At 66.7% G+C, this 25,976-nt stretch carries 22 protein-coding genes; 16 read left to right on the forward strand and 6 right to left on the reverse strand.

What is annotated here, in order from left to right; genetic code table 11:
* Nucleotides 1-247 precede the first annotated feature (247 nt).
* Complete coding sequence (locus AB4Y98_RS14075; RefSeq protein ID WP_442244558.1) at nt 248-3,043, forward strand: beta-glucosidase; 2,796 nt, start codon at nt 248-250, stop codon at nt 3,041-3,043.
* Nucleotides 3,044-3,145: 102 nt separating this feature from the next.
* Here AB4Y98_RS14075 and AB4Y98_RS14080 read toward each other — a convergent pair whose 3' ends face one another.
* On the reverse strand, nt 3,146-4,051 hold the full coding sequence (locus AB4Y98_RS14080; RefSeq protein WP_394197212.1) for a LysR family transcriptional regulator: 906 nt from the start codon (nt 4,049-4,051) through the stop codon (nt 3,146-3,148).
* A gap of 104 nt (nt 4,052-4,155) precedes the next feature.
* On the opposite strand from AB4Y98_RS14080, the gene AB4Y98_RS14085 reads away from it, so the two are divergent.
* The 3 genes from AB4Y98_RS14085 (at nt 4,156) to AB4Y98_RS14095 (ending at nt 7,967) form a co-directional block, all read left to right on the forward strand.
* On the forward strand, nt 4,156-5,514 hold the full coding sequence (locus AB4Y98_RS14085) for an MFS transporter (RefSeq protein ID WP_442244559.1): 1,359 nt from the start codon (nt 4,156-4,158) through the stop codon (nt 5,512-5,514).
* Nucleotides 5,514-5,900, forward strand: a complete 387-nt coding sequence (locus AB4Y98_RS14090; protein WP_442244560.1) for a DUF4440 domain-containing protein — start codon at nt 5,514-5,516, stop codon at nt 5,898-5,900. The genes AB4Y98_RS14085 and AB4Y98_RS14090 overlap by 1 nt, the downstream gene beginning before the upstream one ends.
* A 156-nt stretch (nt 5,901-6,056) precedes the next feature.
* Nucleotides 6,057-7,967, forward strand: coding sequence for a CocE/NonD family hydrolase (locus tag AB4Y98_RS14095; protein WP_442244561.1), 1,911 nt, complete (start codon nt 6,057-6,059; stop codon nt 7,965-7,967).
* Between the two features lie 259 nt (nt 7,968-8,226).
* Here the strand turns inward: AB4Y98_RS14095 and AB4Y98_RS14100 are convergent, their stop codons facing one another.
* On the reverse strand, nt 8,227-9,180 hold the full coding sequence (locus AB4Y98_RS14100) for a helix-turn-helix transcriptional regulator (RefSeq protein WP_088100184.1): 954 nt from the start codon (nt 9,178-9,180) through the stop codon (nt 8,227-8,229).
* 247 nt (nt 9,181-9,427) lie between these two features.
* Nucleotides 9,428-9,604, reverse strand: a complete 177-nt coding sequence (locus AB4Y98_RS14105) for a hypothetical protein (protein ID WP_442244562.1) — start codon at nt 9,602-9,604, stop codon at nt 9,428-9,430.
* 128 nt (nt 9,605-9,732) lie between these two features.
* Between AB4Y98_RS14105 and AB4Y98_RS14110 the strand changes: the two genes are divergently transcribed.
* From AB4Y98_RS14110 to AB4Y98_RS14140, 7 genes are all read left to right on the forward strand, one after another.
* The gene (locus tag AB4Y98_RS14110; protein ID WP_025878504.1) at nt 9,733-10,491 is read left to right on the forward strand and encodes an SDR family NAD(P)-dependent oxidoreductase; all 759 of its coding nucleotides are present in this window, start codon (nt 9,733-9,735) and stop codon (nt 10,489-10,491) included.
* 132 nt (nt 10,492-10,623) lie between these two features.
* Nucleotides 10,624-11,073 (forward strand): MgtC/SapB family protein, encoded by a 450-nt coding sequence (locus AB4Y98_RS14115; RefSeq protein WP_442244563.1) that lies wholly within the window; start codon nt 10,624-10,626, stop codon nt 11,071-11,073.
* Between the two features lie 178 nt (nt 11,074-11,251).
* Nucleotides 11,252-12,910, forward strand: a complete 1,659-nt coding sequence (gene lldP, locus AB4Y98_RS14120; RefSeq protein WP_442244564.1) for an L-lactate permease — start codon at nt 11,252-11,254, stop codon at nt 12,908-12,910.
* Nucleotides 12,911-12,963: 53 nt separating this feature from the next.
* Entirely contained in the window at nt 12,964-13,728 is a 765-nt protein-coding gene (gene lldR, locus AB4Y98_RS14125; protein ID WP_032975263.1) for a transcriptional regulator LldR, read from the forward strand.
* A 4-nt stretch (nt 13,729-13,732) separates the two neighbouring features.
* Nucleotides 13,733-14,872 carry an FMN-dependent L-lactate dehydrogenase LldD gene (lldD, locus tag AB4Y98_RS14130; RefSeq protein ID WP_442244565.1) on the forward strand — a complete coding sequence of 380 codons (1,140 nt, stop codon included), beginning with the start codon at nt 13,733-13,735 and terminating at the stop codon, nt 14,870-14,872.
* On the forward strand, nt 14,869-16,575 hold the full coding sequence (gene dld, locus AB4Y98_RS14135) for a D-lactate dehydrogenase (RefSeq protein WP_442244566.1): 1,707 nt from the start codon (nt 14,869-14,871) through the stop codon (nt 16,573-16,575). Before lldD ends, dld begins: the two co-directional genes overlap by 4 nt.
* An 82-nt stretch (nt 16,576-16,657) precedes the next feature.
* Nucleotides 16,658-17,518 (forward strand): hypothetical protein, encoded by an 861-nt coding sequence (locus AB4Y98_RS14140; protein WP_442244567.1) that lies wholly within the window; start codon nt 16,658-16,660, stop codon nt 17,516-17,518.
* 49 nt (nt 17,519-17,567) lie between these two features.
* On the opposite strand, the gene AB4Y98_RS14145 is transcribed toward AB4Y98_RS14140, so the two are convergent.
* Nucleotides 17,568-17,861, reverse strand: coding sequence for a hypothetical protein (locus AB4Y98_RS14145; protein ID WP_428704981.1), 294 nt, complete (start codon nt 17,859-17,861; stop codon nt 17,568-17,570).
* 168 nt (nt 17,862-18,029) lie between these two features.
* Between AB4Y98_RS14145 and AB4Y98_RS14150 the strand changes: the two genes are divergently transcribed.
* Together AB4Y98_RS14150 and AB4Y98_RS14155 are read left to right on the forward strand one after the other, a co-directional pair.
* Entirely contained in the window at nt 18,030-18,692 is a 663-nt protein-coding gene (locus AB4Y98_RS14150; RefSeq protein ID WP_313251308.1) for a decarboxylase, read from the forward strand.
* 68 nt (nt 18,693-18,760) lie between these two features.
* Entirely contained in the window at nt 18,761-19,534 is a 774-nt protein-coding gene (locus AB4Y98_RS14155) for a CDP-diacylglycerol diphosphatase (RefSeq protein ID WP_394197192.1), read from the forward strand.
* Here AB4Y98_RS14155 and AB4Y98_RS14160 read toward each other — a convergent pair.
* Nucleotides 19,531-20,136 carry a GNAT family N-acetyltransferase gene (locus AB4Y98_RS14160; protein WP_428704980.1) on the reverse strand — a complete coding sequence of 202 codons (606 nt, stop codon included), beginning with the start codon at nt 20,134-20,136 and terminating at the stop codon, nt 19,531-19,533. The two genes, AB4Y98_RS14155 and AB4Y98_RS14160, sit on opposite strands and share 4 nt — an antisense overlap.
* 219 nt (nt 20,137-20,355) lie before the next feature.
* Between AB4Y98_RS14160 and AB4Y98_RS14165 the strand changes: the two genes are divergently transcribed.
* Nucleotides 20,356-23,082, forward strand: a complete 2,727-nt coding sequence (locus tag AB4Y98_RS14165; protein ID WP_442244568.1) for a TonB-dependent receptor domain-containing protein — start codon at nt 20,356-20,358, stop codon at nt 23,080-23,082.
* A gap of 76 nt (nt 23,083-23,158) precedes the next feature.
* On the forward strand, nt 23,159-23,824 hold the full coding sequence (locus AB4Y98_RS14170) for a hypothetical protein (protein ID WP_442244569.1): 666 nt from the start codon (nt 23,159-23,161) through the stop codon (nt 23,822-23,824).
* Between the two features lie 27 nt (nt 23,825-23,851).
* Here the strand turns inward: AB4Y98_RS14170 and AB4Y98_RS14175 are convergent, their stop codons facing one another.
* A complete protein-coding gene (locus tag AB4Y98_RS14175; protein WP_442244570.1) occupies nt 23,852-24,493 on the reverse strand; it encodes a hypothetical protein in 642 nt (213 codons plus the stop codon).
* Between the two features lie 184 nt (nt 24,494-24,677).
* Here AB4Y98_RS14175 and AB4Y98_RS14180 point away from each other — a divergent pair, with 184 nt between their 5' ends.
* Nucleotides 24,678-25,838, forward strand: coding sequence for an amidohydrolase family protein (locus AB4Y98_RS14180; protein ID WP_442244571.1), 1,161 nt, complete (start codon nt 24,678-24,680; stop codon nt 25,836-25,838).
* Nucleotides 25,839-25,976 lie beyond the last annotated feature (138 nt).

The raw sequence follows: 25,976 nt of genomic DNA on the forward strand, positions 1-25,976 counted from the left end.
ACATCGCGCCTGTGACTTAGGTCCTGTTGACAGCGATGAACGCCCTCGCACACTCTTCACATGATGGGTCGCCCTGCGCGGCCCGGACAGGAAGGTTGTCACGCACGGGAGGAGGGTCCCGCGCGCAGACCGGCCCGTCCTCTGGCCTGCAAGGCGTTGCCCGGCAACGCATGCGCGGCATGACGCTGCACCCTTCGGCGGCACTTTCCCTGGACCGATTGCCTTGGCAACGGAATTACGCCCGCCGATGAAAACGTTTACAAAGCCGCTCGCCCTGTCCCTGGCCCTGTCTGCCGCACTGGCCACCCCGGCCTGGGCCGACTCCGCCGCCTTCACCGTGCTGACGCTGGAACAGGCGCCGACCGCGGACGCGATGCCGGCCCTGGCTGCCCAGTTGAAGACCCTGCAGGTGGATGCGGTCAGCGTTCGCCAGGTACAGCGCGGCATCGGCCAGGTCGATCCGCTGCAGCTGCTGGCCGATGGCCTGGGCTACCAGTACCGCTTCATCGCCGCCGGCAAGGATGACGGCCAGACCCAGCACGGCCAGGCCGTGCTGACCCGGCTGCCGATCGCCGCCGAATCCGGCCCCGACCAGCCGGGCCTGAACTACCTGCGCCTGGATGACGGCCGCCATGCAGTGGCGGTGTACACCGACGCTGGCGCCGGTGCTTCGCAGTTGCCGGCACTGGTGTCGCGTTCGCGACTGGGCGCGCCGGCGGTGCTGCTCGGCGCGGTGGCCGGTGAATCGGCCAAAGCGGCCGGCTTCGATCCGGCACGCGTGGCCCTGGAGGCCGATGCCAGCTATTTCAGCGATGGCTTCCAGGCCGCCAGCAGTGCGCCGTTCAAGGTTGAAGGCAGCGCGCTGCGTGCAACCCTGCTGACCCTGGCCTATGCGGCTGACAAGGGCGGCGAGCAGCCGTGGATGGATACCACGCTCACCGCCGATGCGCGCGCTGCGCTGCTGCTGAAGGCGATGACCGGGGACGAGAAGTTCCAGATGCTGCACAGCTACTTCGGGCTGGGCAAGGACGGTGGCAAGCTGCCGGAAGGTGCGGTGGGTTCGGCCGGTTTCGTGCCGGGCGTAGCGCGCCTGGGCATTCCGTCGCAGCAGTCGGCCGACGCCGGCGTGGGCGTGACCAATCCCGGTGGCATCCGCCCGGGCGATTTCGCCACCGCCATGCCGTCGGGCCCGTCCACGGCGTCCACCTGGAACCGCGGTGTTGCCTTTGCCGGTGGCGCGACGATGGGCCGCGAAGCCTGGCAGCAGCGCTTCAACATCCTGCTGTCCGGCAGCGTCAACCTGCAGCGTGACCCGCGCAATGGCCGTAACTTCGAATACGCCGGTGAAGACCCGCTGCTGGCCGGTTCGATGGTCGGAGCAGTGATCCAGGGCGTGCAGAGCCAGCACGTGATCTCCTCGATGAAGCACTTCGCGCTGAACGACATGGAGACCCGCCGCAACTTCCACGACGTGCGCATTGGCGAGCAGGCCATGCACGAGTCGGACCTGCTGGCGTTCGAGATCGCGCTGGAAGCCGGCCGCCCGGGCGTGGCGATGTGCTCGTACAACAAGATCAACGGCACCTACGGCTGCGAAAACGGCTACCTGATGAACCAGGTGCTGAAGCAGGAGTGGAAATTCCCCGGTTTCGTGATGTCCGACTGGGGCGGCGTGCACAGCGGTTCGAAGGCCGCGCTGGCCGGCCTGGACCAGCAGTCGGCCGGTGAAGTGTTCGATGCGGCGGTGTTCTTCGATGAGCCGCTGCGCCTTGCCGTGCACGGCGGCGTGGTACCGCAGGCGCGCCTGAACGACATGGTCGCGCGCATCCTGCGCACGATGTTCCTGCACGGCAACTTCGACAACCCGCCGCAGCACCAGAAGGTCGACGCCGAAGCCGGTTTCGCCGTGGCCCAGCGCACGGTGGAAGAAGGCAGCGTGCTGCTGCGCAATGAAGGCAGTCTGCTGCCGCTGGCCGACAGCGCCAAGCGCATCGTCATCATCGGTGGCCATGCCGACAAGGGCGTGATCGGTGGCGGTGGTTCGTCGATGGTGGGCGTCACGGCCAAGGGCACCAACGCGGTGCCGGGCGTGCTGCCGACCACCTGGCCGGGCCCGGTGATTTTCCATCCGTCCTCGCCGCTGGAATCGCTGCGTGCCGCGCGTCCGGACGCCACCATCACCTATGTGGACGGCACCAATGCCGCCGCTGCGGCCAAGGCTGCTGCACAGGCGGACGTGGCCATCGTGTTCGCCACCCAGTGGGCGGCCGAATCGGTGGACCTGCCGGACATGCAGCTGCCGGACAACCAGGATGCGCTGATTTCGGCGGTGGCCAAGGCCAACCCGAAGACCGTGCTGGTGCTGGAAACCAACGGCCCGGTGCGTACGCCGTGGCTGGCGCAGGTGCCGGCGGTGCTGCAGGCCTGGTACCCGGGTATCCGTGGCGGTGAAGGCATTGCCGCACTGCTGACCGGCCAGGCCAATCCGTCCGGCCGCCTGCCGGTGACCTGGGTGGTGGACGAATCGCAGTTGCCGCGCCCGCACATCGATGGCCTTGGCTTCAAGCCGGCCAAGCCGTTCGGCGATGTGTTCGATTTCGATATCGAAGGCGCCAACGTCGGCTACAAGTGGATGGCGGCCAAGGGCCTGACCCCGACCTTCGCCTTCGGCCACGGCCTGTCCTACACCTCCTTCGCCTATGAAAACCTGAAGGTGAGCGTGGAGGGTTCGCGCCTGGTTGCCAGCGTCGACATCCGCAACACCGGCAAGCGCGCCGGTGCCGACGTCGCCCAGCTGTACCTGAAGCTGCCGGCCGGCAGCGCCACGCCGATCCGCCTGATCGGCTACGACAAGGTGGAGCTGCAGCCGGGCGAACAGCGCCGCATCCGCATCGAAGCCGAGCCGAAGACCCTGGCGCATTACGATGCGCAGGCACGCCAGTGGAAGATCGCCGGCGGCACCTACCAGGTGCAGTTGTCGCGCAACGCCGCCGAGCCGCTGCAGACGGTGGACGTGCAGCTGGTGGAGCAGGTGCTGCGCTGATCTGCTGAGGTACTGATGGTTGAAGACACGGCCCCGCAAGGGGCCGTGTCTGTTTACGGGGTGCCGCTGCGCTCGCCGGGCCATGCCCGGCGGGCGAAGGATTCAGCTGGCGTCGTCACCAAACCACCCGCGCAGGAAATCGATCAGCTGCCGCACCTTCGGCGAGGGCTGGCTGCTGTGCGGGTACACCGCGTACACGCTCTGCTGCGGGAAACGATGCTGGCGCAGCACCGGCCGCAGGCGGTCGTGCGCGAGATCGTCCTCGACCAGCCAGCGTGGCAGCACGGTCACTCCTGCGCCGGCCACGGCGAACGCGCGCAGGCTGCTGGCCCCATCCACGCGTATCACCGCGTTGCCCGGATTGGTGGCGAACAATGCATCGCTGCCATCCGGCGCGACCACCGGCACATCGGCCAAGCGCGGATAGCCGAGGCGGGGCAGGGTGCCCAGCAGTACCGGATCATCCGCGGCCTCGGCGGACCCCAGGCGCGCCAGCAATGCCGGAGCGGCGACCGCGCACAGCGGGTGACGTTCCAGCTCGGTGGCGTGCAGTTGCGAATCGGGCAGGCGGCCGAGGCGGATCGCCAGGTCGAAGCGCTCGGGAATCAGGTCGGCCGGGGCTGGCGAGGTCGATAGATGCAGCGCCAGCGCTGGATGCTGCGCGCGGAAGGCTTCCAGTGCTGGAATCAGCCGCAGCTGCGCGTACTCCGGGGTGGTGGTCAGGCGCAGTACGCCCTGCAGTTGATGCTGGTCGCGGCGCGCGGCATCGATGGCGGCCTGCGCGGCATCCAGTGCCTGCACGCAGTGCTGCAGGAACTGTTCGCCGGCCTCGGTCAGCGCCAGGTGGCGGGTACTGCGCAGCAGCAGGGTTACCCCCAGCTCCTGCTCCAGCCGCTTCAGGTTGAAGCTGACCACGGCCCGGCTCAGGCCCAGGCGCTCGGCGGCGGCGGTCAGGCTGCCGGCCTCGACCACGGCACGGAAGATATCGAAGCGATCGAGGCTGACCATGGTGGGTGATTGTCAAAACAGGTTTGACAGTGTTGCAGCTGCCGTCGTGTTTTTCCAACAACGCTGGTCCGCCATGCTGACGCCTTCGTTGCTGGAGCCTGCTGATGCCTTCCCCACGCCTGCGCCATGAGGCGATCTTCCTGCTGGTGTTCGCCCTGGACCTGGTCAACATGTTCATCGCCACCGTGGCCTACCCGGCGCTGGCGGCCGAGCTGCATGCGGACATCGGCACCCTGGCCTGGGTGGGCACGGCCTACATGCTGGGCCTGAGCGTGGTGATTCCGCTGGCCCCGTGGCTGGCCGCGCGCTGCGGCGAGCGTCGCCTGCTGCTGGCTGCCTTGGTGCTGTTCGCGGTGGCTGCGGGCCTGGCCGGGGCTGCGCCGTCCATCGGCTGGCTGCTGGGCTGGCGGCTGCTGCAGGGGTTGGCTGGCGGGCTGCTGATTCCGGTGGCGCAGGCGGCGGCGTACCGGCAGTGCACGCCTGAGCAACGCGGTGCGCTGACCCGGCGCATCCTGCTGGTGGCGTTGCTGGTGCCGGCACTTGCACCAGCTCTTGGCGGCCTGCTGGTGAAGTGGCTGTCCTGGCGCGGCGTGCTGTGGGCCAGCCTGCCGCTGGCGGTGCTGGCGATCGCCCTGGTGCTGGCGTGGATGCCCGCTGATGGCCTGCGCAGTGCGCCACGCCTGCAGGGCTATGCACTGGCCACCGCGATGTCTGCGCTGGGCGCGTTGCTGCTGGCATTGACCTGGCTGGGTGAGCCCGGCCATCGCTTCGCCGGCGCAGGGTTGCTGCTGCTGGCAGCAGTGCTGGCCGTCGCCCACCTGCGTAATGCACGCCGGCAGCCGCAGCCGCTGCTGCGCTGGTCGCTGCTGTCCCATCGAGGCCTGCGCATGGCGATGCTGGTCTATCTGGCGGTGCCGGGTGTGTTCATCGGCAGCCAGCTGGCCAGTACCCTGCAGCTGAACCACGCCGGTTACAGTGCCGCGCAGATCGGCGCCCTGATGCTGCCGTGGGCGTTGGCCTCGGCACTGGCGATCACCGGCAGCCGGCGCTTGCTGGCGCGCTTCGGGCCGGGCTCGGTGCTGCGGCTGGGCATGGTCCTGCAGGCCAGCGGTCTGCTGCTGATGGCGCTGCAATCGCAGCCCCCCTTCGCGCTGGCCGCCATGCTGTTCGCCTTGATGGGCGCTGGCGGCAGCCTGTGCAGCAGCACCGCGCAGACGCTGGCGTTCCATGGTGTGGACGCCGAGGCGCTGGGCGATGCCAGTGCACTGTGGAACCTCAACCGCCAGCTCAGCTTCTGCCTGGGCACCGCCGCCATCGCCCTGCTGCTGGCCTTGGCCATGCAGTGGTGGCCGGCGCATGCCACCAGCGCGGCGCTGGGCCTGGCGGCCGTACTCACCCTGTTGCCGCTGGTGCTGCTGCGCCGGTCGCAGCTGCATTCCCTTTCCACTCCGGAGACTGCTTGATGGACATGACCGCCGAACACGAAATCCACCTGCTGCACGACAAGCTGCAGGCCTGGTTCCGGGCAGAGATCGAGGCCGATGCACTGGCTGATCTGATGGGACATTTCTGCGCGGACTTCAGCATGGTCGGCATCTCCGGTCGCAGGTTGGACCGCGCCGCCGTGCAGGCGCTGTTCGTGGGCGGACACGGCGCCCGGCCGGGACTGCGGATCGCCATCGAGGCCGTACAGGCGGTGGAAGCGCCGTCGCCGCTGGCGGCGCTGCGTTATCGCGAGGGACATGCCGTGGGTGAGGGAGAAACCGCGTGGCGGGAATCGCTGGCAGTGCTGCGGCAGGAAGGAGGGCGCTGGCGCTGGCTGGCCCTGCATGAAGTACCGGTGGCGTGATGGATCCGCCGGGCATGGCCCGGCGAGCGCAGCGGCGGCAGACCGCACATGTGCCATCAGTCCTGCCTGTAAACGCCGCAGAATGCAAAGCAGGCACACGCTTTGCCGGGGTCTACGGGAGTAGGCTGGGGCCTTTCCTGCCGGGAGGTGATGTCCATGCGTGTGCGTGCCGTTGCTGTTGCCGTAGCCCTGAGCCTGTCCAGCGCCGTGCTGGCCGCCGACACGCCGCCGATGACCCCGGACATCAGCGGAAAACCCTTCGTCGCCCCCGATGTGGGCCGCGACTACGACAAGCGCGTGGTGATGGTGCCGATGCGTGATGGCACCAAGCTGTACACGGTGATCGTGGTGCCCAAGGGTGCCCACAATGCACCGATCCTGCTGACCCGTACACCGTACGACGCCGCCGGCCGCGCCAGCCGCAGCGATTCGCCGCGCATGCGCGATCTGCTGCCGCAGGGCGATGAAGTGTTCGTCGATGGCGGCTACATACGCGTGTTCCAGGACATCCGTGGCAAGTACGGTTCCGAAGGCGATTACGTGATGACCCGGCCGCTGCGTGGGCCACTGAACGGTACCAAGGTCGATCATTCCACCGATGCGTGGGACACCATCGATTGGCTGGTCAAGCATGTGCCGGAGACCAACGGCAAGGTCGGCATGCTCGGCTCATCGTACGAAGGCTTCACCGTGGTGATGGCGCTGACCGATCCGCACCCGGCACTGAAGGTGGCCGCGCCGCAGAGCCCGATGGTCGATGGCTGGATGGGTGACGACTGGCTCAACTACGGCGCCTTCCGCCAGGTCAATTTCAACTACTTTGCGATGCAGACCGAGAAGCGTGGCAAGGGCACGCCGCTGCCGTCGCTGGGCTACGACGATTACAGCACTTTCCTGCGCATCGGCTCGGCCGGCGACTACGCCCGCTTCACCGGTGTGGACCAGCTGACCTGGTGGAAAAAGCTGGTACAGCACCCCGCATACGATGCGTTCTGGCAGGGCCAGGCGCTGGATGCGGTGATGGCGAAGACGCCGCTGAAGGTGCCGACCATGTGGCTGCAGGGCCTGTGGGACCAGGAAGACATGTGGGGTGCCAACCACGCCTACCAGGCGATGGAAGGGCGCGACACCGGCAACACCCACAACTACCTGGTGATGGGCCCGTGGCGGCACAGCCAGGTGAACTATGACGGCAGCCAGCTTGGGGCGCTGAAATTCGATGGCGATACCGCGCTGCAGTTCCGCCGCGACGTGCTCAAGCCGTTCTTCGACCAGTACCTGGTGGATGGCGCGCCGAAGGCCGATACGCCACCGGTGCTGATCTACAACACCGGTGAAAACCACTGGGACCGCCTGCAGGGCTGGCCGCGCAGCTGCGAGAAGGCGTGCGCGGCAAACAGCAAGCCGCTGTACCTGCGTGCCGGAGGCAAGCTGGCGTTCCAGGCGCCGGCGGCAGGCGAGGGCGACTTCGAGGAATACGTGTCTGATCCGTCCAAGCCGGTGCCGTTCGTACCGCGTCCGGTGCGCTTTGGCGACCGCGACATGTGGACCACCTGGCTGGTCAAGGATCAGCGCTTCGTCGATGGCCGCCCCGACGTGCTGACCTTCATCACCGAGCCGTTGACCGCACCGCTGCGTATCGGAGGTACGCCGGTGGTGAACCTGCAGGCGTCCACCAGTGGCACCGACAGCGACTGGGTGGTGAAGCTGATCGATGTGTATCCCGACCAGGAGGCATCGACGCCGGAAATGGGCGGCTATGAGCTGCCGGTGTCACTGGCGATCTTCCGTGGCCGTTACCGCGAGAGCTTCAGCGATCCCAAGGCGCTGGCGGCCAACCAGGTGCTGCCGTATCGCTTCGACCTGCCCAATGCCAACCACACCTTCCAGAAGGGCCATCGGGTGATGGTGCAGGTGCAGTCCAGCCTGTTCCCGCTGTACGACCGCAATCCGCAGAGTTATGTGCCGAACATCTACCTGGCCAAGCCGGGTGATTACCAGAAGGCGACGCAGCGGGTATGGCACAGCGCCGCGCAGGCCAGCTTCATCGAACTGCCGGTGTATTGAGGCGGAGGGGATGACGCCGGGCTATGCCCGGCGTTACCTGGGATCACGCGATGTCGGTTGCGCCGGGCCATGCCCGGCGGGTGTGGTAGTGCCGGCCGCTGGCCGGCATCCGCGATGATGCGAAAGCGTGTCGACCAAGGTCGACACCTACCGGAATAGATCGTCTGCAGGACCGACGGGGTAGTGCCGGCCGCTGGCCGGCAACATAGTGGTGCGAAAGCGTGTCGACCAAGGTCGACACCTACCAGAGCAGATGGCTTCAGCCGACCTTCGAAGGGCCGGTGCGCCAGCGGCTGGGCACCAGCCCGAAGCGCTTGCGGAAGGCGGCGGCGAAGTTGCTGGGATGCCGATAGCCAGTTTCCGCAGCCGCCTGCTCCACGCTCCAGCCGGATTCGCGAAGGCCCTGCTCGGCATGTCGCATGCGTTGTTCGTGCAGGTAGTCGAACACCGAGCAACCATACTCCTGGACGAAGTGCCGGCGCAGTGCGCTGGGGCTCATGCAGGCCAGTTGGGCAAGTTCCAGCAGGCTGTGCGCATGGCCAGGGTCGTCGTGCAGGAACGTCCGTACGCGTTCCAGCCGCGCCCGCTGGCCACTGCGCAGCGCACGCGCGCCTTCGGCGTGCAGATCATCGGCCTGCAGGCCGGTGGACAGCAACTGCAGGGCAATGCCCTCGCGCCACAGCGCATCCAGGCCATCCTGCCAGGGGCTGTCGAACAGCTGCGCGAGAGGCGGCAGCATCGCGTGCGGAATCGCCCAGTGCCTGCATTCCATGTGTGAACCCAATGCCCGCTGCAATTGCGGTTGCCGCAGCAGGTCCGGGTCCAGATCGGCTGGCACCATCAGGCTGATGCCACGCAGGCGCATATTGCCCGGATGGACGCCGACCATTGCCACATGGTCGCGGTGGCTGGTGGTCACTGCGGTGCCTGCGCGCAGGCTGAAGTCACTGCGGTTGGGAACCTGCACGTCGACCTGGCCCTGCAGCATCACGCGGATGACCAGGCCGGGCCGTTCGTGCGCTGTGGCGGTGTAGGCGATGCGGTTGTGCACATCCGATGCGAGCAGGCTCATGCCGCCGCGCAGGGTCTGTTCGTGCAGGTCGCCGTGACCGGCCCACTGTTCTTCGCGCAGGTGGCTTGGATCGGCACGGTAGTCATAGCCGTGTCGCTGGCCAAAACGGCGGTAATCGGCAAACGTGAAATATCGGGACATCGCTCGGCGCTCAACCATTGATGATGGGTGCCGGCGACGATGTGCCCGCACGTTCCATCGTGCACCTGCAGCGCGGATCGGTCCTGCGCTTTCAGAGTTGGAAATAGATTCCTGTCATTTTCTCCAATGCCAGCCCGAATGCGATATCCAACGGGTCAATCGATTGGCATTTACGGCCAAGTTGAAGATCGCGCAGCAATGCGCGTGCGTACTGTAACTGCTCGGGACGGGTGATCGATTCGTCTTCCTAGTGGTCAAAGAGCAGGCCGAACCGCGTATTGAGGGTAGTGAGGAAGCCGCTGTCGAACAGCAGATCGACCGTGGCATCGCTGAGCATCACTTCGTACAGATCGCCAGGCAGGCAGGAATCGGTATCCAGCCGCCGTTCGGCATCGGCAGAAAGTGGAACGCAGGCTGTACGCATGGAAGCTCAGGTGGCGGGCATGCGCGCAAGTATCACGCATGCAGCGCTTTCGTCACGAAGAAGGGCGTAGTGTCGGTGAGGTCGGACGGTTCTGTCCGCATCGATTTCCCAACAGATGGAGACCACAGATGATTGATTATCGACTCAACGGAAAAACCGCGATCGTCACCGGCGGTGTATCCGGTATCGGCCTGGCGGTAGCGGAAACGCTCGCTGCATCGGGTGCGCGCATTTCAGTGTGGGACCTGAAGCAGGATGCGGTGGATGCCACGGTGGCCACGCTGCGCAACCAGGGGGCCGAGGCCATCGGTGTCGCGTTGGATGTCACCGACGAGGCGGCGGTGGAAGCCGCGGTGCAGCGCACGGTGAAGGAACTGGGTGGCGTGCATGTTGCAGTGAATAACGCTGGCATCGGCGGGCCAGCGGCAAGCAGCGGCGACTATCCCATCGATGGCTGGAAGCGCGTGGTCGATGTGAACCTGACCAGCGTGTTCCTGTGCCAGCGGGCGCAGATCCAGGCGATGCGCACGGCGGGCAGCGGCGGCAGCATCATCAACATGGCCTCCATCCTGGGCCAGGTCGGGTATGCCGGTTCGACCGCCTACGCGGCCGCCAAGCACGGCGTGGTCGGCCTGACCCAGACGGCTGCATGGGAGCACGCTGCCGATGGCATCCGCATCAATGCGGTGGGCCCGGGCTTCATCAACACGCCGTTGCTGGAAAAGATGGACGCCAAAGTGCGTGCCACCCTGGAGGGCCGGCATGCACTCAAGCGTTTGGGAACGCCGCAGGAAGTGGCCGCGCTCGTCGCCTGGCTGGCCAGCGACGATGCCTCGTTCGCAACGGGCGCCTACTACGCCATCGACGGTGGTTACCTGGCGCAGTAGTGCCGGCCGCTGGCCGGCAACTCCCGTTGCATGGAACAAGGCGGCATCGCCCGGTGAAGAGCGCGTTCCATCGCCTTCACCCCCGTCCCACGGCCGCCGAGCAACGCTCCGGGAAACTTCCGGAGCCTCCCCATGGAACTTACCCAGGACATGTCCATTCTGCTGCGCGTAGCCGCCGCCATGGTCTTTGGCGGCGTGCTGGGCGTTGAACGTGAGATGGGCAAGCACGCTGCCGGCCTGCGCACGCACATGCTGATTGCCGGTGCCGCTGCGCYGATCGTCGGCCTCGGTGATTCGGTGGCCGAACACTTCCAGCAGGAACGCTACCGCGATCTGCTGCAGGTCGACCCGGTGCGCCTGATCGAAGCGGTGGTGGCCTGCGTCGGTTTCGTTGCCGCGGGCACCATCCTGCGCGGCAATCGCGAGGACCAGGTCAGCGGGCTCACCACGGCCAGCTCTTTGATCATGGCCGCGGCCATCGGCATTGCCGTGGGCATCGGCAAGTACGTGATCGCGCTCGGCGTCAGCGTACTGTGCGTGCTGGTGCTTGCGCTGATCCGACGGGTGGAAAAGAAGCTGTAAGCCAATAAATGGTACGACCAATAATTTCGTATAGCCCTATGGTCTAATTGGCTCTTCGCAGGATTGGCGGTTCAATTCGCGCCTGTGGTCCGTTCATTGGTCAAAGTGGTAAGACCGATGATGACGGGCACGACGCCCCCACGCGGTGGGGAACCTCCTGTTCCTGTCGAGAGCCCTCATGCAGCCCTGGCAACACGTGTACGACCCCGCTGGCAACCTGTGGTTGTCGAGCCTGATCGCGCTGCTGCCGATCGCCTTCTTCTTCATTGCCTTGGCCGTGCTGCGCATGAAGGGCTGGATCGCCGGCACCATCACCGTGGCCATCGCGCTTGGCGTGGCGCTGCTGTTCTATCGCATGCCGGTGGCGCAGGCGCTGGGCGCGGCCGGCTTCGGCTTCGTATATGGCCTGTGGCCGATTGCCTGGATCATCATCGGCGCGGTGTTCCTGTACAAGGTTTCGGTCAAGACCGGCCAGTTCGACATCATCCGCGCCTCGATCCTGTCGGTCACCGAGGACCAGCGGTTGCAGATGCTGATGGTCGGCTTCGCCTTCGGTGCGTTCCTAGAAGGCGCGGCCGGGTTCGGTGCGCCGGTGGCGATCACCGCCGCGCTGCTGGTCGGGCTGGGCTTCAAGCCGCTGTATGCAGCCGGTCTGTGCCTGATCGTCAATACCGCGCCAGTGGCATTCGGCGCGATGGGCATTCCGATCATCGTGGCGGGGCAGGTGACGGGCCTGGATGCCTTCGAGATCGGCCAGATGGCGGGCCGCCAGCTGCCGTTCCTGACCATCATCGTGCTGTTCTGGATCATGGCGATCATGGATGGCTGGCGCGGCATCAAGGAAACCTGGCCGGCAGTGCTGGTGGCCGGCGGTTCGTTCGCCATTGCCCAGTACCTGACCTCCAACTTCATCGGCCCGGAACTGCCGGACATCACCGCCTCGCTGGCGTCGCTGGTCTGCCTGACCCTGTTCCTGCGCCGCTGGAAGCCGGTACGGATCTTCCGCTTCGATACCGAAACCAGCGCTGAGGCGGCCGCACAGGCAATGGAGGCGCCGCGCCACAGCGTCGGCCAGATCGCCAAGGCGTGGTCGCCGTTCCTGATCCTCACTGCGATGGTCACCGTGTGGAGCATCAAGCCGTTCAAGTCGCTGTTCGCAGCCGGTGGCCCGCTTGAAGGCTGGGTGCTGAAGATTCCGGTGCCGGGCCTGGACCAGATGGTGCAGAAGATGCCGCCGATCGTCGATGCGCCGCTGAGCTATGAGGCGGTGTACAAGTTCGACTGGTTCTCGGCCACGGGTACCTCGATCATCCTTGCCGCAATCATCGCGATCATCGCCCTGCGCATGCCGGCGCGCTCGGCGCTGCAGACCTTCGCTGAAACCGTGCGCGAACTGCGCATGCCGATCTTTTCGATCGGCATGGTGCTGGCGTTCGCCTTCATCGCCAACTATTCGGGCCTGTCGGCAACGCTGGCCTTGGCACTGGCGCACACCGGCAAGGCGTTCCCGTTCTTCTCGCCGTTCCTGGGCTGGCTGGGCGTGTTCCTGACCGGTTCGGATACCTCGTCCAATGCGCTGTTCTCTGCGCTGCAGGCGACCACCGCCCAGCAGATCGGCGTGTCCGACGTGCTGCTGGTAGCGGCCAACACCACTGGCGGTGTCACCGGCAAGATGATCTCGCCGCAGTCCATTGCCATTGCCTGCGCGGCGGTGGGCCTGGCCGGCAAGGAGTCGGACCTGTTCCGCTTCACCGTCAAGCACAGCCTGATCTTCACCACGATGGTCGGCCTGATCACTTTGGCCCAGGCCTACTGGTTGACCTGGATGATTCCCTGAGCCATGCAGTACAGGCCGACCAACAGCGGTGTGCTTCGGGCGACAATGGCGCCATGAGCACACAACGGGTTTCGGACAAGGTGGCCGCGCAGCTGCGTGCGCTGGTGCAGGAACAGCAGTTGCAGCCGGGCGACAGGCTGCCGGCCGAGCGCACGCTGGCCGTTCAGCTGGGGGTCTCGCGCACAGCGCTGCGCGAGGCCATCGCGCAGTTGTCCAGCCATGGTCTGTTGACCGCGCGGGTAGGTGGTGGCACTTACGTGAGCGAGCCCGCCGCACGTGCGCGGCAGGCACTGGATGAACCGCTGGTGCCGTACCTGCCGCTGTTCCAGGGGGACCCGGAATACCGCTTCGATGTGCTGGAAATCCGCCACGCGCTGGAAGGCGCCACGGCCTGGCACGCTGCGCTGCGCGCCACCGACGAGGACCGCGCGCGCATCGCCCAGGCGTTCCAGACCATGATGGATGCGCATGGCAAGGACGACCCCGCCGGTGAGGCGCAGGCCGACGCGGCCTTCCACCTGTCCATCGCCGAGGCCTCGCACAACCTGGTATTGCTGCAGGTGATGCGCGGCCTGTTCGAACTGCTGCAGACCAATATCTCGCAGAGCCGCGAAAAGCTCTACACCTCGGCCAGGACCTTCTCGCCGCTGTCCGACCAGCATCGCGAAATGATGGATGCGGTGCTGGCCGGTGACCCCGAACGCGCGCGCGCCGCCGCGCATGCCCACCTCGAGTTCGTGCACACCACGCTGCGCACCCTCGATGACAACGAGGCCCGGCGTGCACGGGCTTCGCGTCTACCTTCCCCACACGGTTGACCCCATGATCATCTCCGCCTCCACCGATTACCGTGCCGCAGCCGAACGCCGGCTGCCGCCGTTCCTGTTCCACTACATCGATGGTGGCGCGTATGCCGAGCACACGCTGAAGCGCAACGTGTCCGATCTCTCCGACATCGCGCTGCGCCAGCGCGTCCTGCGCAACATGTCCGACCTGAGCCTGGAAACAGACCTGTTCGGCGAGAAACTGGCGATGCCGGTGGCACTGGCACCGGTTGGCCTGACCGGCATGTATGCCCGTCGCGGCGAAGTGCAGGCCGCGCGTGCAGCCGACAGCCGCGGCATTCCGTTCACGCTTTCCACGGTGTCGGTGTGCCCGATCGAAGAAGTCGCGCCGGCGATCCAGCGCCCGATGTGGTTCCAGCTGTACGTGCTGCGCGATCGCGGTTTCATGCGCAATGCGCTGGAGCGCGCGCAGGCGGCCGGTGTAACCACCCTGGTATTCACTGTCGACATGCCGGTGCCGGGCGCACGCTATCGCGACGCACACTCGGGCATGAGCGGTCCGAACGCTGCAATGCGCCGCATCGGCCAGGCCATCACCCATCCGCGCTGGGCGTGGGACGTGGGCCTGCGCGGACGCCCGCATGACCTCGGCAACATCTCCACCTACCGTGGCAACCCAACGGGCCTGGAGGACTACATCGGCTGGCTGGGCAGCAACTTCGATCCGTCCATTTCGTGGAAGGACCTGGAGTGGATCCGTGAGTTCTGGAAAGGCCCGATGGTGATCAAGGGCATCCTCGACCCGGACGATGCGCGTGATGCGGTCGCGTTCGGCGCCGATGGCATCGTGGTCTCCAACCATGGCGGCCGCCAGCTCGACGGCGTGCTGTCCACCGCACGGGCGTTGCCGGCCATCGCCGACGCCGTGCAGGGTGACCTGAAGGTCCTCGCCGATTCCGGCATCCGCACCGGCCTGGACGTGGTGCGCATGCTGGCGCTGGGCGCCGACGCCGTGCTGCTGGGCCGCGCGTTCGTCTACGCTCTTGCCGCGCAGGGCGAGGCCGGCGTGGCCAACCTGCTGGACCTGATCGCCAAGGAAATGCGCGTGGCGATGACCCTGACCGGCGCGCATCGCATTGCCGATATCGGCCGTGATTCGCTGGTGCGCCTGCCATGAGTGATCGCGATACGGTGCTGGAACAGTTGCGTGCCGCGGTGGGGGACCTCCACGTACTGACCGGCGACAAGGCCACCCGTCGCTTCCGTCGCGGCTATCGCTTCGGTGACGGCCCGGTACTGGCGGTGGTGCGCCCGGGCACGCTGCTGGAACTGTGGCGTGTGTTGCAGGCGGCGGTGCAGGGCGGGGCCGCGATCATCCTGCAGGCGGCCAATACCGGCCTGACCGGCGGTTCCACCCCGGACGGCGATGACTATGGCCGGCCGATCGTGCTGGTCAGCACCCTGCGCCTGACCGGCATCCAGCTGTTGAATGAAGGCCGCCAGGTGCTGTGCCTGCCCGGCGCGACGCTGGACCGGCTGGAGCAGACGCTGGCGCCACTGGGCCGCGAGCCGCACTCGGTGATCGGCTCGTCGTGCATCGGCGCCTCGGTGCTGGGCGGCATCTGCAACAACTCCGGTGGCGCGCTGGTGCGCCGCGGCCCGGCCTATACCGAACTGGCGCTGTATGCGCAGGTCGACGCGCGGGGTGAACTGCAACTGGTCAACCATCTGGGCATCGCGCTGGGCGACACGCCCGAGCAGATCCTGCAACGCCTGCAGAGCGGTGACTACAGCGCCGCCGATGTCAGCGACGGTGATGGCCGTGCCGCCTCCGATCCGCGTTATGCCGAGGAAGTGCGCAAGGTCGATGCCGATACCCCGGCACGCTTCAACGCCGACCCCAGCCGCCATTTCGAGGCGGCCGGATCTGCCGGCAAGCTGGCGGTGTTCGCCGTGCGCCTGGATACCTTCGAGAAGGAGGCCGCCGAGGTCTTCTATATCGGCAGCAACCGCACCGGCAGCCTGACCGCGGTCCGCCGCCAGCTGCTGACCGGCTTCGAGCGCCTGCCCATCGCCGGCGAGTACATCCACCGGGATGCCTATGACATCGGCGAGCGCTACGGCAAGGACAGTTTCCTGCTGATCGACACGCTCGGTACCGCGCGCGTTCCGGCCGCATTCGCACTGAAGAGCCGGGTTGATGGCTGGTTCGAACGGCTGGGCCTGCGCGGTGTCACCGACCGCATGATGCAATTGCTGACCGGACTGCTGCCTTCGCACCTGCCCAAGCGCATGGGCGAGTTCCGCCAGCGTTACGAGCATCATCTGCTGCTGAAGGTGTCCGCACAGGATGCGGCTGCCACCGAGGCCTGGCTGCGCAGCTTCTTCAACGACCACGAAGGCGGCTACTTCCATTGCACGGCGGACGAAGGACGCAAGGCCTTCCTGCATCGTTTCGCGGTGGCCGGTGCGGCGGTGCGCTACCGCGAAGTGCATCGCGATCAGGTGCAGGACATCGTCGCGCTGGACATTGCGCTGCGCCGCGATGACGCCGACTGGTTCGAGCAGCTGCCGGCCGATATCGATGGGCGCCTGCTGCACAAGCTGTACTACGGCCATTTCCTGTGCCATGTGTTCCACCAGGACTACATCGCGCGCAAGGGTGAAGATCCGATGGCCATCGAGCATGCGATGTGGGCGTTGCTGGACCAGCGCGGCGCGGAGTACCCGGCCGAGCACAACGTCGGCCACCTGTATCCGGCCAAGCCGGCGCTGGCCGGCTTCTACCGCACGCTGGACCCGAGCAATACCTTCAACCCCGGCATCGGCCAGACGTCGAAGGCGAGGGGCTGGGGCAGCTGCGACTGCGACGGGCATTGAGCCGCAACGTGGCGCCTGCGCTACCATCGGTCTCTCGCAAGGACGTGCCGGTGCGCACAGGATGATCATGGTTTCCACGCGCATGGCTTACGCGCTGCTGTCTGTACTGCTGCTGCTGGCATCGTCGTTGCCTGCAGCGGCGGACGTTGCGCCCGTTCAACGGGACGCGGCAGGCAACCGGCTGGAGACGCTGCTGCTGCAGGGCGGGCAGGGACCGGACGGCCCGGAGCGCTACTGCACTGCTGATGGCCAGTGGTGCGTGCAGGCGCTGCCTTCAGCGGGCGAAGACCAGCCGGCCTCGCTGGAAGTTGCCGAGCGCGCGGATGCTGAAGGCGAGCCGCAGATGCGCTACGTGCCCATCGACGTGGTTGACGATGGCGACCTGCGGGTCTGGCCCTTCATCGTGCGCCTGGCGCCCGGCGCCGGGGCAGCCCAGGCCGTGGCCGATCCACAACAGGCCGCATTGCAGAACGTGCTCGTCGGCGGTCTGGTGGAGGCCCGTGCGATGTATTCCGGCGGCGGTGCCAGCGCATCGACCCTGCACCTGGCGCGCATCCGTCATCTTGACGATGGCATCCAGGTGGACGCCGACGTGCTGTCCGTTGCGTGGTCGGCCAACAAGATGATCCGGGCCTGTTTCAGCGAGCGCGATTTTGATCAGCGTGCCGGCGCCTGCCATGACGAGTACAGCTTCGATGCGGAACTTGCGCTGGCAACCGAAGCGCAGGACATGCCCGTACTGCGCTACCAGACCGGGGCCACCAACTATCCGGCCGGGGTATCACCGCAGCGGGACTCGCTGGCCAAGGGGCGGTTGACGAAGAAGGACCTGCGCACCGAACAGGATGCGCAATGCAGCTACACGCGCGCCTTCCGCTTCACGTCAGGGGCATACCAGCCGGACCAGCCGCTGCCGGAGTGCTCGGCCTACACCGAGCCCTGAACCATGGAGCCGGGCGCATACCCGGCTCTGCGCAACGGCCGTGACGCGCTTACTCGCAGCGGGTGGCGGTGATGATGTTGTCCTTGTCCACGAACACGCGCAGGCGGTCCTGGCGGATGTCCTTGGTGGTGATGGTGGCCGGGCCGATGGGGTTGACCATGCCGGCGCCGCTTTCGCTGGACAGGCGGCGGATGTTCGGCTCGTTGGCCGGCTGGCCGATGGCCCAGCCCAGCTGGCTGGCATCGCAGCGGCCACTGCCCCTGACCTCCGGGCCGGGAGTGCTGACACAGGCCGACAGCAACAAGGCCGAGGCGGGCAGCAACAGAGTCAGGCGGATGGTCATGCGGGCGCTCCTGCGCAGGGGATTGGCGGCACGATAGCACTGACCGCGCGAAACCCGGCAGCGTTCGGGTCATTGCCCGCGCGGCCGCCACACTGCATAGTGGCCGGCGTTGCCGGCAACGTGCCGGCGGGCAGGCCGGGCCACTCCGGTGCAGGTGTTGGGTCCGGTATGAGGTCAGGCAGTTTCCGTGGCAGGCAGAACGCAGTGAAGGCGACGGCAGTGCTGTCGTTGCTCTGCATGGCAGTGGCAGCCATGGCTGCCGAACCGACGCCAGCGCCGGCGGCCGAAGCGCCGGTATTTGGTGGCTGGCGCAACCTGCAGACCGAAGCCGGTTACCAGCCGGCGCAGCGCAACCTGGCGTTCGCGATGCTGCCGCAGGCCGCAACCCGTGGTGATCGCTTCGCCATCCTCGACCGTGAAGGCAAGCGCACGGTGTGCTGCCTGCAGGTGGCCAGCGAGTCGCTGGGTGTTGCCGCGCTGCGCGAGCAGTACCACCTGCCGCAGGCCGGGGTGACCGATCTGAGCAACGGCCGCAGCCCCGCGCGCCCGTATCTGCCGCATGTCTATGCGATGCAGCGGGTGGATGAACTGGCCGATTATGGTTTCGCCGATGTTGCCGGCGCCTACAGCGACCTGGGCGGGCTGCTGCTGCCCGACGCCGCCGCCTTGGCTGCCGATGGCACTGAAGTGCGCGTGGGCGAGGGCCATTATCGCCTGCAGTTCCACCGCCAGCCGCTGGCCGATGATGACGGCGCACTGGACCGGTACACCCTGCAGTTGCTGCCTGCCGGCGCCCCGGTCGTGGTTGAAGTGCCGTTCGGCACCTACTGATTGCCACATTCCACTGGCTAGAATGGCGCGCGGCGCTGCCTGCGCGCCTGATCCTGCGAGTTGTTGCCGTGCGATTTCTGTTGCTGCCCCTGCTGTTGCTGGCCGGTTGTGCCAGCGTGCCCCCTGCGCCGCCACCGGCCCATTCGGATGCGCTGTGGCGCCTGATCGAACGCGATTGCCAGGGCGCACAGTCGCCACGCGGCGATTGCCTGCAGGTGCGCCCGGCCGTTGATCACCGCGACGTGCTGGTCAAGGACGCGCACGGCCGCTATCAGTTCCTGCTGATGCCACTGGACAAGGTCAGTGGCATCGAGAGTCCCGCGTTGTATCGGCGCGGGGCACCCAATTACTTTGCTGCCGCCTGGCAGGCCCGCACTCGCACCGAGCAGGCACTTGGCCAGCGGTTGCCGCGCAGCATCGCCAGCCTGGCATTGAACTCGCCGCATGGACGTTCGCAGCACCAGCTGCACATCCACGTCGATTGCCTGCGCGCCGACGTGCTGCGGGCGCTGGAAGACAATCGCGCGGCCCTCGGCACGCAGTGGGCACCGCTGCCGGTACGGCTGCGCGGCCACCAATACCAGGCGCGGTTGCTGCCGGGCGAGGCGTTGACTGCCAATCCCCTCAACCTGCTGGCCTATGGCCTGAGCGGTGTGGACAGGGTTGGCCAATGGAGCCTGCTGGTGGCGGGGCACGAGGACGTGCATGGCGCGCCGGGTTTCATCCTGCTGGCCACGCAGCTGGATCCCGGCAGCGACAACGATGCCAGTGCTGAGGAGCTGCAGGACCATGCCTGCAGCGTGTTGACCGGCGCGGATGCTTCGCTGGAGCGGGTGCGCTAGTTCTCTGCTGACTGCCGTTGCCGCCAGGCAGGTGCTGTCAGGGCGTAGAGCTGGCGGTCCTGCCAGCCCTCGATATCCAGATGGTGATCGCGCAGCAGGCCTTCGCGCTCGAAGCCGATCGCCTGCAGGGTAGCGACCAGCGCGCTGCCTGCATCGGGCGGTAGCAGTACGAACAGGCGACGGATCCCCACCTGTTCGAACAGGAACGTGCACAGCGCCTGCAACGAAGCGTGCAGCTGCCGCCGCTGGGGACAGCCTGCGGCATGCAGCCAACGCAGTTCAACGCTGCGCGCATGCGCGCAATGCAGGCGCAGGTTCAACTGGTCCAGCAGCTCACCCGCTGCGTCGAAGCTGCCCAGCAGCAGCTGATCGTTGTCGTGTTGCAGCTGCGAACGCTGAACACCGCAGAGGAAATGGGCTTCGGCATCGAAATGGTCAGGCGGGTTGCCGCTGCGTTCGACCTGACGATAGTGGTGACGCCAGGCGGAAAGGTCTGAACGCTGCAACGGGCGCAGCACCACAGGCCCGTGCTGGAGCAGCAGGAGGTGGCGGCGCAGCACCGGTCGCAGCGGTGGCAGGGAAGTAGGGAAATACCGGTTCATGGGGTGTGACGATGCCGCAGGCCGGCGAGGGGGAACAATGAAAGAAGTTGCAAATGCGGAGCGGTCGCTGGCTGCGGTCTGATTCGGTTCAGGCATAACGCCATCAAGCCTGGTCATTTCCGTTGCAACCATCCGTTCAGGACACTTTCGTTACGGGATCGTTATGCGCACACCGTCGCCAGCGCCCCGGACCACCCGCCCAACTCCCCCAGGAAGCCCATGTCCGCCTCTTCCCTGGCGCTGCGCCCGCGTCCGCTGGTGCTTGCCTTGTCGTCCCTGATGCTGGCCTCGTTGCCGGCCTTCGCGCAGGAAAGCGCACCCACCTCATTGCAGGAAGTGAAGGTCACCGGCTCGCGCATCCCGCGTGCCAGTGTCGAGGGGCCGTCGCCTGTCACGGTGATCAGCCGCGAGCAGATCGATGCGCAGGGCTATCGCAATGCATTCGATGCGTTGAGCGCGCTCACCGAGAACACCGGCAACGTGCAGGGCGAGGACTTCGGCAATACCTTCACCCCGGCGGCGAACACCATCAACCTGCGTGGCCTGGGCCCGAACCGCACGCTGGTGCTGGTCAACGGTCGCCGCCAGGCCGACTATCCGCTGGCCTACGAAGGCTCGGTGAACGTGGTCAACCTGGCCAACATCCCCAGTGCGCTGATCGAGCGCATCGAGGTGCTGGCTGCGGGCGCGTCTGCGGTGTATGGCTCCGATGCCATCGCCGGCGTGGTCAACATCATCCTCAAGGACCGCTTCGACGGCGTGGACGTCAACGTGCGTGCCGGCGGCACCCAGCAGGGCGGTGGTGACAACCAGCGCGTGCAGGTTGTGGGAGGCAGCTCGGGCGAACGCTGGGAAGGCCTGTTCGGCTTCGAACTGGACGTGCGCAAGGCGATCCACGCGCGCCAGCGCGATTTCATGGATTCGCTGGACGATGACCCCACCGGCAAGGCACCGCAGCCGACGGCCGTCGCCTATCGTCGCAATGCAGCCACCGGTCGCAACATCGATCCGGGCACCGCCGGCTGCGATGCGGCTTCGTCCATCTACGGTGGCAGCGTGCTGCGCGCCAACAACCCGCGCCAGGGCTGGTACTGCGGCAGCAACGAAGCCGCTGCCAGTTACTGGACCGTGCAGACCGAGAAGCGCAACCTCAACGGTTACGGCCTGCTGACCTTCCACGTCAACGAGATCACCGACCTGTTTGCGGATGTCGCGCTGGGCAGCGCACGGATCAACAACAATACCCGTGCGCCCACCTGGACCTCGTCACGCAACTACTTCTACAACCAGAACACGGGCAACCTGGAGAGCTGGTACCGCCGCTTCGCGCCGGAGGAAATCGGGGGCCTGCCGCGCAATGCGAACCGCTTCCTGGAAAACTCGTGGTCGTTCAACGTCGGTGCGCGGGGCCAGATCGGCGACAGCGGCTGGGACTACGAGGCGGTCTACAGCCGCTCGCGCTACGAGAACCACACGCGCCGCCCGGTGCTGCTGGCCGGCATCAACGAGTACCTGCTGGGCCCGCAGCTGGGCGTGCGCAACGGCGTGGAGGTCTATGCACCAGACCCTGCGCGCCTGTTCCAGCCGTTGACGCCCGATGAGTACGGCCGCCTGTCCGACTACCAGGAGAGCCGCAATGCCGCGTGGCTGCAGACCTTCAGCGCGACGGTCAACGGCCGCCTGTTCGCGTTGCCCGGTGGCGATGCCGCATTGGCCGCGGTGGTCGAAGCGGGCAGCCAGGGCTACCGCAATCGCCCGGACCCGCGCTTGGGCACCGGCGAATTCTGGAACACCAGCGCCGGCATCGGTGCTGGTGGCGAACGTGACCGCTATGCGGCCGGTGTTGAACTGCAGCTGCCGTTGCTGCAGTCGCTGACCACCACCCTGGCAGGTCGCTACGACCAGTACCGCGCCGGCGGCGAGCATATCGGAAAGGCGACCTGGAGCTTCGGTGTCGAATTCCGTCCGATCGAAAGCCTGCTGATCCGCGGCACCGCGGCCACCAGCTTCCGTGCGCCGGACATGAACTATGTGTTCGCCACCGAGACCCGAGGCTACAACCCCGGCATGACCGATTACTGGCGCTGCCGCACCGCCGGCCAGTCGTATGACAACTGCGACTACAACGGCCTGTCGATCGACTACAGCAACCGCGCCAACCCGCAGCTGCAGCCGGAGTCGGCCAAATCGTACGGCTTCGGCGTGGTCTGGTCGCCACTGTCCGGGCTGGATTTCAGCGCCGACTACTACGACATCCGCATCGACAACGAAGTGACCAGCCTCGACACCAGCCGCATCCTGCGTGATGAGGCCGATTGCCGGCTGGGCCGCACCCTCGGCGGCGAAACGCGCGACATCAGCTCGTCGCTGTGCCAGGACGCGCTGTCGCGGGTGATCCGCAACCCCTCCACTGCCACCGTGCAGCCGGACCAGGTGACCCGCGTACTGATCAACCCGATCAACGCGGCATCGGAGTCGGTGCGCGGCATCGACCTGAAGGGCAACTGGCGCTTCGATGGGGGCCGCTATGGGCGCTTCACCACGCGCCTGGCCTACACCCTGGTGCTGGAGCATGAGTACAAGCAGTTCGCCGATGACGAAGTGCGCGACATCCGCAATTCGCTGGATGACTACCAGTGGCGCAGCAAGGCCAATGGCAGCATCACCTGGAACCAGGGCGACTGGACCACGACGCTGTATGGCAACCGTTTCGGCTCGCTGCCCAAGACCGATGGCAGTGGCCGCATCGCACCGTACATGACCTACAACGCCAGCGTGTTCCGCCAGTTCGGCGAAAACCTGTCGGTGGGCGTGATCGTCAACAACCTGCGCGACAGCCGCCCGCCGGCAGACAAGAACGGTGGCGGTTGGCCGTTCTATCCGGTCGGCAACTACGACCCGTATGGCCGTCAGTTCTGGGTGCAGCTGGATTACCGGTTCCGTTAAGCGATGCAAAACGAAAGGCCCGGCATTGCCGGGCCTTTCTTTGTGTGGCACTTCGCTTCCAGCGCCAAGCAATGGCATGCTCACCCAATCAGCAGGGAGGAAACAACGCATGGACGTTCGTCATCTGATGGTTGTGGTGCTCGCAGTCGCGGGCTGCAGCAGCAAAGAAGAAGCACCGGCAGCCGCTGCCCAGGATGCCACGATGGCGCCTGCCGACCGGGTTGAGGCAGCAACACGGATACGCGCTGCTGCAACATCCCTGCACACCGCTCCCGCTTCGCCCGGGTCTGCAGTCATTGCTGCGGCGGCCAAGCCAGCGGAAGGAACGTTCCTCACCGGCGAGCGCAGCCTGTTGAGTGAGGGGGCGATGTCCGTTGAACGATTCCATGCGGTGGTCGGTTCCAACAGAGCATTCGCACAGGCGGTCAGCCAATTCGAGCAGGATGCCGCACGCCAACCGGAAGCACAGGATCTGACCGGGCTGTACAGGTCAGCGGTGACTGCGGCGCTGGACGGGAATACGGACGTGGTCTCGTTCGCATGCGGCTACAGCTTGTGCCTCGGCGAGATCCGCAGCCGGACCGAAGACGGTTTCAGCGCCTGGGCGCGCTCCTTCGGGAAGGGCAACACGCCTCCCGTCTATGCATTCGCAACGGCCGAGTACACCCTGGGCCGGAACCTGCATTCGGGACGCTTCTTGTTCTCCACCGATCCGGCTGCCAACGGCATCACCACCCAGTAGGTCGGGACATGCCGGGCGGATGAAACGTTACGGCAGCGCCTGCACCAGGTACGACTCGATGACGTAGCTGAAAGGCTGCTGCTGGCGGTCGCGCAGCAGGGCGCGCACTTCCAGGATCACGCCACGGTCGCCTTCGCCGCGCGGTGGCCAGAACGTCTGGTCGGTCACGGTCTGGCGCTGGAAGCCGAGCGGACCGACCACGCGGCCGAACGGCTCGTCGGTCGTGTCCAGGACCTGGTTCATGGCCGGGCTGAGATGGTCGGGCAGGTACCAGTTGTCGGCCTCGGACAGCACGCGGCTGCCGCAGGCCAGCTGCACGCGCCGGTAACGCAGGGGCGTGGAGGCAGTGGCGCCCAGGGCCTGCAGCACGTCGGCCGGCGCGGTCTTGTCCTGGCCGTGCACACGCACGGCACGGACCCGGGCCTGCTCGGCCAGGCCGTGCTCGGCGCACCAGCTTTCCAGGGTGGCGGTGGCGCTCTGGCCGGCCAGCACGCGCTGGTGCAGTACCTCCACCAGCGCGGCGGAGGCAATCCGCTGCTGGCCCGGCGGCGCCTGCAGGGGCGCGCTGGCGCTGGCATCGGTGGCGGACAGGCTGGCGATCGGGGCAGCGGCCAGCAGGGACGCGGCCTGCCAGCGGCGAAGACGATCGTGGCGGTCGGACGGGCCCATGCGGCATCACAGCGGAAACAGGTGCCCATGTTACCCGTTCAGGCGTGTATCCGGCGTCCCTGCGGCGCACGGTCGCGGACGGGATTCATCGCGCCGGTGAATGCATGGCATGCAGATATTTCGTTGGCCGATGGACGCGGCGGCGGGCAGGATGGCGCCAGTGTTGGCTTTCCGGGAGAACCTGATGACCCTGCAGTTCGTCCATGGTGGCGTCGATCGCGACGGTGCCCCGCTGCATTTCCACATCCGTGATGGCCGGTTTTTCGGCATCAATGGCGACAATGCAGCAGCACAGGGAGCCGAAAGCGTCGATCTGACCGGCTTTACCGTGCTGCCTGGACTGGTCGACGGCCATATCCACCTGGACAAGAGCTTCGTCGGCGACCGCTGGCATCCGCATCAGCCGGTGAACAGCCTGCGCGAGCGTCTGGCGGTGGAAAAGGCCGCGATTGCCACCGCCGCACCCATGGCCGATCGTGCCGAGGCCCTGATCCGCCAGTGCAGCGGATTCGGTACGGTGGCGATGCGGTGCCACGTCGACATCGATGGCAGCACCGGCCTGCGTCACCTGGAGGCGGTGCGTGAAGCGGCGCTGCGTTGTGCCGACATCATGCGCATCCAGTTGGTGGCATTCCCACAGGCCGGCGTGATGTCGTGCCCGGGTACGGCGGCCATTCTGGAACAGGCGATTGCTGCCGGGGTGGAGGTGCTTGGAGGCATCGACCCGAGCACGCTGGACGGGGATGCCGAAGGCCAGCTTGCGTTGTTGTTCGGGCTGGCCGAGCGCTATGGCGTGCGTCTGGACATCCATCTGCACGAGCCGGGCGAGACCGGGCTGGCGCAGCTGCTGCGGATCGCCGCGCGCACACGCGCGGCGGGCCTGCAGGGCAGGGTGGCGGTCAGTCACGCCTATGCGCTGGGCGAGGTGCGGTTGGCGCGGGCGCTGCAGGTGGGTGAGGCCTTGGCTGCCGCAGGCGTAGCGATCATGAGCAATGCGCCGGGCGACCATCCGTTCCCGCCGCTGCGTGCTCTGCACGACGCTGGTGTGCGCGTGTTTGCCGGCAACGACAACATCCGCGACTGCTGGTGGCCCTATGGCAATGGCGACCTGCTGCAGCGGGCGATGCTGCTGGGCTATCGGTCGGGCTTCTACACCGATGCGGACCTGATGCTGGCGCTGGACATGGTCACCACCCATGCGGCGGAGGTGATCGGGTTGCCGCAGTACGGCATTGCAGAAGGTCGCCCGGCTACCTTCGTGGCGGTGCGTGCCGACCATGGCCCGGCGGCGGTGGCCGCAGTGCCGGCCGAGCGACGCGTGGTGGTCGACGGCCGCTGGCTGTAGCCGCCGGGCGGTGCCCGGTAGCACCTGGTAGTGCCGGCCGCTGGCCGGCAACCTCAACAGCCGAAGCAACAGCAACAGCAACAGCAGGCTTCCTGAGGGATGGCGGGGTGGGTCCGGTGGCAGGGGCCGCTGCAAGTA

This window comes from Stenotrophomonas sp. 2YAF26 (assembly GCF_052114625.1).
GTDB classification, from domain to species: domain Bacteria; phylum Pseudomonadota; class Gammaproteobacteria; order Xanthomonadales; family Xanthomonadaceae; genus Stenotrophomonas; species Stenotrophomonas indicatrix.

What these genes read in the sequence shown, in the direction of transcription:
- AB4Y98_RS14160 (WP_428704980.1), bottom strand. Translation starts at nt 20,136, where the DNA reads ATGAACCGGTATTTCCCTACTTCCCTGCCACCGCTGCGACCGGTGCTG.
- AB4Y98_RS14170 (WP_442244569.1), top strand. Translation starts at nt 23,159, where the DNA reads ATGCTCACCCAATCAGCAGGGAGGAAACAACGCATGGACGTTCGTCAT.
- lldD (WP_442244565.1), top strand. Translation starts at nt 13,733, where the DNA reads ATGATCATCTCCGCCTCCACCGATTACCGTGCCGCAGCCGAACGCCGG.
- AB4Y98_RS14175 (WP_442244570.1), bottom strand. Translation starts at nt 24,493, where the DNA reads ATGGGCCCGTCCGACCGCCACGATCGTCTTCGCCGCTGGCAGGCCGCG.
- AB4Y98_RS14110 (WP_025878504.1), top strand. Translation starts at nt 9,733, where the DNA reads ATGATTGATTATCGACTCAACGGAAAAACCGCGATCGTCACCGGCGGT.
- AB4Y98_RS14080 (WP_394197212.1), bottom strand. Translation starts at nt 4,051, where the DNA reads ATGGTCAGCCTCGATCGCTTCGATATCTTCCGTGCCGTGGTCGAGGCC.
- dld (WP_442244566.1), top strand. Translation starts at nt 14,869, where the DNA reads ATGAGTGATCGCGATACGGTGCTGGAACAGTTGCGTGCCGCGGTGGGG.
- AB4Y98_RS14145 (WP_428704981.1), bottom strand. Translation starts at nt 17,861, where the DNA reads ATGACCATCCGCCTGACTCTGTTGCTGCCCGCCTCGGCCTTGTTGCTG.
- lldR (WP_032975263.1), top strand. Translation starts at nt 12,964, where the DNA reads ATGAGCACACAACGGGTTTCGGACAAGGTGGCCGCGCAGCTGCGTGCG.
- AB4Y98_RS14085 (WP_442244559.1), top strand. Translation starts at nt 4,156, where the DNA reads ATGCCTTCCCCACGCCTGCGCCATGAGGCGATCTTCCTGCTGGTGTTC.
- AB4Y98_RS14105 (WP_442244562.1), bottom strand. Translation starts at nt 9,604, where the DNA reads ATGCGTACAGCCTGCGTTCCACTTTCTGCCGATGCCGAACGGCGGCTG.
- AB4Y98_RS14180 (WP_442244571.1), top strand. Translation starts at nt 24,678, where the DNA reads ATGACCCTGCAGTTCGTCCATGGTGGCGTCGATCGCGACGGTGCCCCG.
- AB4Y98_RS14090 (WP_442244560.1), top strand. Translation starts at nt 5,514, where the DNA reads ATGGACATGACCGCCGAACACGAAATCCACCTGCTGCACGACAAGCTG.
- AB4Y98_RS14100 (WP_088100184.1), bottom strand. Translation starts at nt 9,180, where the DNA reads ATGTCCCGATATTTCACGTTTGCCGATTACCGCCGTTTTGGCCAGCGA.
- AB4Y98_RS14150 (WP_313251308.1), top strand. Translation starts at nt 18,030, where the DNA reads ATGAGGTCAGGCAGTTTCCGTGGCAGGCAGAACGCAGTGAAGGCGACG.
- AB4Y98_RS14140 (WP_442244567.1), top strand. Translation starts at nt 16,658, where the DNA reads ATGGCTTACGCGCTGCTGTCTGTACTGCTGCTGCTGGCATCGTCGTTG.
- AB4Y98_RS14095 (WP_442244561.1), top strand. Translation starts at nt 6,057, where the DNA reads ATGCGTGTGCGTGCCGTTGCTGTTGCCGTAGCCCTGAGCCTGTCCAGC.
- AB4Y98_RS14075 (WP_442244558.1), top strand. Translation starts at nt 248, where the DNA reads ATGAAAACGTTTACAAAGCCGCTCGCCCTGTCCCTGGCCCTGTCTGCC.
- AB4Y98_RS14165 (WP_442244568.1), top strand. Translation starts at nt 20,356, where the DNA reads ATGTCCGCCTCTTCCCTGGCGCTGCGCCCGCGTCCGCTGGTGCTTGCC.
- lldP (WP_442244564.1), top strand. Translation starts at nt 11,252, where the DNA reads ATGCAGCCCTGGCAACACGTGTACGACCCCGCTGGCAACCTGTGGTTG.